A 5,579-nucleotide genomic window follows, 5' to 3' on the forward strand; every position below is an offset into this window, starting at 1 on the left:
CGTGAGCGCCTGGCCGAGGGCGATCATGGGCTTCCCAGCCACGCGGTGGACCTCGCCAACGAGTACTACGAGTGCACCCTTTTCGCCGCCATCGCCAGCTACTCGGCCGGCACCCCCATCGAGCAACTCGGCGAGCGCGTGCGCGCCATCCTGCCGGCGCGCCAGGCCCTGGCCGAGGCCATCGCCACCATGCCAGAGCGTCACCAGACCGCCGGCCGGCGCTACTGGGCCATCAGCGGCCGCGGCACGGTGGCCGGCGAGCCCATGCTCACCCGCTACCAGCTGGCGCTGTGGTGGTTGGCGCTGGCGGTGGGCACCGGCCAGCCGCACGAGCATGTGGCACAGGTCTGTGCCCTGATCGACAATGCCGGCGCCGACGCGCTGCTCGATCACATCCGCCATCGCCTTGGCCACGGTGAACCACCGGCCACCCAGTCACTGGCCTTTCCCGAGCTCTACACACCGCTTCTGCAGGCCATCGCCGCCCCGGCCGAGGCGCAGAGTGCGCTGGTCAATCAGTTCCTTCACCACTGGTACCAGGGCAGCGAAGACACCGCCTGGTACGGCAATCACGAGCGTGACGGCGATTTTGGTTTCTGGGATTGCTATTTCGGCTACTGGTGCCTGGAAGCGGCGCTGGTCGTGCGCGCTTTTGCCATCGACGACAGCGCCTTCCGCGACCACCCCCATTATCCGGCTGATCTGGTGCGCTAACGCCCCCGCCGACGCGCTTGGGGGCGATCAACGCGCATCCCACCAAGCTGGCTGGCCATTGTGACAAAAGCCGCCGCCCATAGGCGCCGGCTGAATAACCGGCTGCTCCAGCGTCCGTCCTGACAACCACCGGCCAACGCTACCCAGTCCGGTGGACTTCCCCCGGTGCAGTGGACACTCCGACGCTATGATTGGAGTTACCCCGCCGGTAGACCTCCGGATCCCACCGTTCCATGAACATCTCGGGATCGGCGAGTGGCGTGAACCCGAGCGGTTCGTACAGCCCATGGGCATCCCGAGTCGCCAACAGCATCCGTCGCAGGCCCTGGAGCCGGGGGTCGTCCATGACGGTGCGCATCAGCCACTTACCCAGGCCTCTGCCCTGGTGGGCTGCCACCACGAACACGTCGCCGATGTAGGCGAACGTCGCGTAATCGGTCACCGCCCTCGCGAAGGCGACCTGCTCGCCGGCGTCAGTGAACACGCCGAAGCACAGTGAATGCTCGATGGAGCGGGCGACCACGTCCCTGGGTATGCCGGCCGCCCAGTACGACTCCGCCAGGACCGCGTGAACGAGGTCCACATCCATCCTGGTGGCATCCGTGCTGATCGTGTAACCGTTCACGCATTCACCTCAGTACACCTTCCCCGACGCCCGGCGGAAGCCTTCGACCGTTGCGGAATCGGACAACAGCCGGGCCATTGCCCGGCCATCCGGCTCGACACATGCGTCATTGCTCATCCAGCGAGGACAGTGCGTCCGGAAGCGCTGATAACGACCGTATCCGGCACGTCGCCCGCTCCAGCTCGCCGGGCGAATGCGTCGTCAGCATCGCGACGACCCGCATGCCGGCGCGAACGCCCGCTTCCACGCCGGACGGTGCGTCCTCGAGCACGATGCAATCCCGCGGCTCGACACCGAGCAACGCAGCGCCCCGCAGGTACGGCTCGGGATCCGGCTTGCCACGTGACCAGCACTCCGGCGTGACCAACACGCGAGGCACCGGCAGGCCCGCAGCATTCAGCCGGGCCTCCGCGAGCCGGCGGGGACACGACGTGACCACGGCGAGATTAGCGTGCGCCGAGAGCAATTCGAAAGCCCCGTCGAAGGCCACCACTGCGCGGGTGTCCTGCACCTGGCGCTCGTCGAGCAGTGCCCCCTCGGCCTCGCTGTCCAGCTCCGGAGCAAGAACCGAGGCCGCATCCGACGACGTCCGTCCAAAAGGGATGCGTTCAAGCGTCTCTTCCGGCAGCCCCCTCAGCCGGACCCACCAACGGAAAGCCGCGACCACCGACGCCGTCGAATCAATCAGTGTGCCGTCCAGATCGGACAATATCGGTACCGGCGATAACTCCATGCCGTGCTCCCTGGCCAAACGTTCGAAGTCACTCTCCGACCGGCTCCTTCAGGCATCGACCGGTTTGCCGATCGAATTCACCACCCTGATCCAGGCAACGATCGAAGTCGAGCTGATACCGGATCCATGGGGCAGCCACGGACGCGGCCAGCCCGAGCAGCACAATGCTGGCAATGAGGATCAACATTAGCGTCGCCTCACGGCGAAGGTGCCGACTTATTCCGGTCATCGTCCCGATTTCGCCCTTACGTGGCGAAGCGGCGCAACTGCTTGTCATGGATACGGCGCAACGCCACCACGCTGATGATGGCACCCAACAAGGCATACGCCATATCCGACTGCGTATCCCACGCGTAACCCTGCATGCCCAGGAACGCCTCCGCGCCCTCACCGGATGCCAGGGCGACCCACCACTCGATCAGCTCGTAGAAGGCGCTGAATGCCAGGCAGAATGACACCACGAAAAAGGCCTGCCACCATGATCCATTAACGATTCGCTTGCGAATAACGATCTCCCTCGCGATCATGGCGGGAACGAACCCCTGGGCGAAGTGACCGAGCTTGTCGTAGTTGTTCCGCTCTCCCCCGACGAGATCCCGCAGGTAGTCGAAAAGCGGCACTTCGGCGTAGGTGTAGTGCCCGCCGACCATGAGGATCACGCAATGGACGAGGACCAGAGCGTATACGAGGCCCGTCAACCGGAATCGCTGGTGGGTCGCAGCCAGAACGACGAATCCGATCAATGCCGGCACCACTTCCAGGAACCAAGTGAAGTAATCATGGGGGGCGACGGCGGACCAGACGAAAACACTCCAGAATACGATCAACCAAAGCGCCTTACCCATATGCACACTCATACCGGCTACTCCGCCGGAAAACCCCGGCTAGTCTGGGGTTCCCGACGACCGCCGGCGACGTGATGTCATCGACACGATCGCCTTGGCGACGAGCCATAGGACGACCAGCCAGAACGCCGCGATGAACCCCCAGCCGAACAACGTGGGCGCACACCATGACCAACCACACGCGCCGCTATTCTCGAGCAACCCCGGGATACCGATCGCGTGAAACAGGTATACGGAAACGAACGGGAACGCCGCAATGAACCCGAGCGGGGTATCCAGATACTGCGGCCAGAAGGCAACGGGTGCGCACAGCAAAAGGTAACCGACGACAATGAAGCCCATGACCCTGATGGTTCTCGTGTTCATGGTGCTTCCCCACGAACCGACCGGCCGCGGCGGGAACCGTTGCCAGCGACGCCCGTGTACAGCGCCAGTGGCACCATGCGTTTTCGCCGCGCCTGCGGCGTGATCCGTTCCCTGGACATGCAGGTCTCCATCCTGTCGCTACGCCGGTGTGCGCACATGTCTGTGGTCGACTGCCGCCCGGATGGTGGCACCGTCCCGCGGGACTACGACATCCCATCAGCACCAGCGTATTATGGGTCATTCGCCTCCCGGCACGAAGCGCTCAAGCAACACCGGTTTCAAGGAGCCTGCAACCGTGGCCGACACGAGTTCCACCCGTATCGACCTCAAGCGCTACCCGGCGGAGACGCAGGCGCACCGCCACCCGCACCACCAGATCGTGCTGCCCCTGGAGGGCGTTCTGGAAATGGACGTGGCGGGTCGATTCGCGGACGTGGCCGCAGACCGCGCCGCGGTTATACCGGCCGGACAGTGGCACAGCTTCGCCGGGTCCGACGACAACGCCTTCCTGGTCATCGATCTCGCAGAGTCGCCCCCGGACACCGGTGCCGGCGGGGGCGTCCTGTGGCGTGCCGCTCTGGAACACCCGTTCATGCGTTTCGATCCATCGCTTGGCGGGTTCTGTCAGTTCATCGCCAACCGCATCGGGCACCAGGGACTTCACGGCGTTCGCTCCGAGGTGGCGGGCTCGATGGTGTTGGATGCACTGGCGCAGAGCCAGAATCTGGCCCCCAACGCGTTACCCCCGGCGCTGGCCCGAGCGATCCGGTTCATCGAGACGTACTACGATGACGCCATCACCGTCGCGACGGTCGCCCACAACGCCGGGTTGAGCGAAAGCCGGCTGCACGCGCTTTTCCATGGATGGCTGGATACCTCCCCCGGGCGCTACCTCGCCCGCCAGCGCGTGCGCCGCGCGCGGTTGCTCCTCGAGGAAACCGCGACGCCCGTGGCCGATATCGCTCTGGCCGTCGGCTACTCGGACCAGAGCGCGTTCACGCGCGCCTTTCGGCGGGAAACCGGCAAGACGCCCGCCGCGTACCGGCGTGCGTGCCGGGTGCAGTAGCATCTGCACAATTTCCGCCGGGAACGGGCCAAGACCGGGCCACGGGCTTGCACCTATGCTGTCCTCCGGACCCATCTGGAGGCCAGACCCATGACCAAGGCACTATCGGACTTCTCGGTGCTCACCTTCGACTGCTACGGCACCCTGATCGACTGGGAGAGCGGGATCTGGGATGCGCTGCAGCCCGTCATCCAGGCAAACAACCGCGACGACATCACGCGCGGCGTCGCCCTGGAAGCGTTCGCCGAGCTGGAGAGCAGCCAGCAATCCGAGACGCCGGCAATGCGCTACCCGGAGCTGCTGACCCGGGTGCACGTGCGCTTCGCCGAGCGCTTCGAGCTGACATCCAGCGACGCGCTCGACCGGGCGTTCGGGGTTTCGGTCCCACATTGGCCGGCGTTCCCCGACAGCGCCGATGCGCTGCGTGCCCTGGCCCGGCACTACAGGCTCGTGGTCCTCTCGAATGTGGATCGTGAAGGGTTCGCGGCATCGAATCGCAAGCTCGGCGTGCAATTCGATGCCGTTTACACCGCTGAAGACGTGGGCTCGTACAAACCGACCCCGGCCAACTTCGAATACATGCTGAAGCGGCTGAGCCGGGAGCACGGCATCGGGCGGGAGGATATCCTCCACACCGCGCAAAGCCTCTTCCATGACCACGTACCGGCCAGCCGGGCCGGTCTCGCACGGGCGTGGATCGACCGGCAGGGTCTGTCCGAAGGCGGCGGTTGGGGCGCAACCGCGCGGGTGGCGGACCGCCCGGAGGTGGATTTCCTGTACTCGAGCCTGGCGGCGATGGCCGATGCGGTGTCAGCGCAACGCTGAGCGTCGTCCGCGACCGGCGTTGCCCCGGACGAACGGCTTTCCGACGTGCCGGACGCAGAGATGTCGGCTGCCGAGCACAGCCGACCTGCGCTGGAGATCGCGGGCTGCGCAAATGCAGCCGGCCAACATCAGTCACGCAGCGCACATAGAGCGCTCCACGATATGCCGGATCGCGGGCCTGCGAGCGGCACGATGCGAACCGCCGTCAGTCGATACCCGGCATCAAGGGGCGATCGGGGATCGTCGGCTGCCGAGAGCAGCCGACCTTGTAGCGCTGCTGGCCAACACCGGCATCCTCACCACCGGCAATAGCGTGCTGGAAGCCTACGTGTCAAGACCTGATTGGTCGTATACCTGTTTACGGAACAACTCTGGGTGTTGTGCGTACCAGTCCTTGAGGTTCTG

Annotated in this window: 8 protein-coding genes; 3 read left to right on the plus strand and 5 right to left on the minus strand. The window is 65.3% G+C overall.

The genetic code is table 11. The annotated features are described in order from the left end of the window. A partial coding sequence (locus ACPEES_RS22725) for a PoNe immunity protein domain-containing protein (RefSeq protein ID WP_435106671.1) occupies positions 1 to 714 on the plus strand: 714 nt, incomplete at its 5' end. A gap of 139 nt (positions 715 to 853) precedes the next feature. Here the strand turns inward: ACPEES_RS22725 and ACPEES_RS22730 are convergent. From ACPEES_RS22730 to ACPEES_RS22750, 5 genes are all read right to left on the minus strand, one after another. Beyond that, complete coding sequence (locus tag ACPEES_RS22730) at positions 854 to 1,339, minus strand: GNAT family N-acetyltransferase (RefSeq protein WP_435106674.1); 486 nt, start codon at positions 1,337 to 1,339, stop codon at positions 854 to 856. 106 nt (positions 1,340 to 1,445) lie between these two features. Continuing rightward, positions 1,446 to 2,072: an HAD-IA family hydrolase gene (locus tag ACPEES_RS22735; RefSeq protein WP_435106676.1), complete on the minus strand. Its 627-nt coding sequence runs from the start codon at positions 2,070 to 2,072 to the stop codon at positions 1,446 to 1,448. 28 nt (positions 2,073 to 2,100) lie between these two features. Then, positions 2,101 to 2,259: a hypothetical protein gene (locus ACPEES_RS22740; protein ID WP_435106678.1), complete on the minus strand. Its 159-nt coding sequence runs from the start codon at positions 2,257 to 2,259 to the stop codon at positions 2,101 to 2,103. 58 nt (positions 2,260 to 2,317) lie between these two features. Continuing rightward, entirely contained in the window at positions 2,318 to 2,929 is a 612-nt protein-coding gene (locus ACPEES_RS22745; RefSeq protein ID WP_435106680.1) for a DUF2238 domain-containing protein, read from the minus strand. 27 nt (positions 2,930 to 2,956) lie between these two features. Next, on the minus strand, positions 2,957 to 3,283 hold the full coding sequence (locus tag ACPEES_RS22750; protein WP_435106682.1) for a hypothetical protein: 327 nt from the start codon (positions 3,281 to 3,283) through the stop codon (positions 2,957 to 2,959). Positions 3,284 to 3,578: 295 nt separating this feature from the next. Between ACPEES_RS22750 and ACPEES_RS22755 the strand changes: the two genes are divergently transcribed. Together ACPEES_RS22755 and ACPEES_RS22760 are read left to right on the plus strand one after the other, a co-directional pair. Further along, on the plus strand, positions 3,579 to 4,349 hold the full coding sequence (locus ACPEES_RS22755; RefSeq protein ID WP_435106684.1) for a helix-turn-helix domain-containing protein: 771 nt from the start codon (positions 3,579 to 3,581) through the stop codon (positions 4,347 to 4,349). A 90-nt stretch (positions 4,350 to 4,439) separates the two neighbouring features. Continuing rightward, on the plus strand, positions 4,440 to 5,174 hold the full coding sequence (locus ACPEES_RS22760) for a haloacid dehalogenase type II (protein WP_435106686.1): 735 nt from the start codon (positions 4,440 to 4,442) through the stop codon (positions 5,172 to 5,174). Positions 5,175 to 5,579: the final 405 nt, after the last annotated feature.

Source organism: Arhodomonas sp. AD133 (assembly GCF_051195215.1).
Classification (GTDB): Bacteria; Pseudomonadota; Gammaproteobacteria; order Nitrococcales; family Nitrococcaceae; genus Arhodomonas.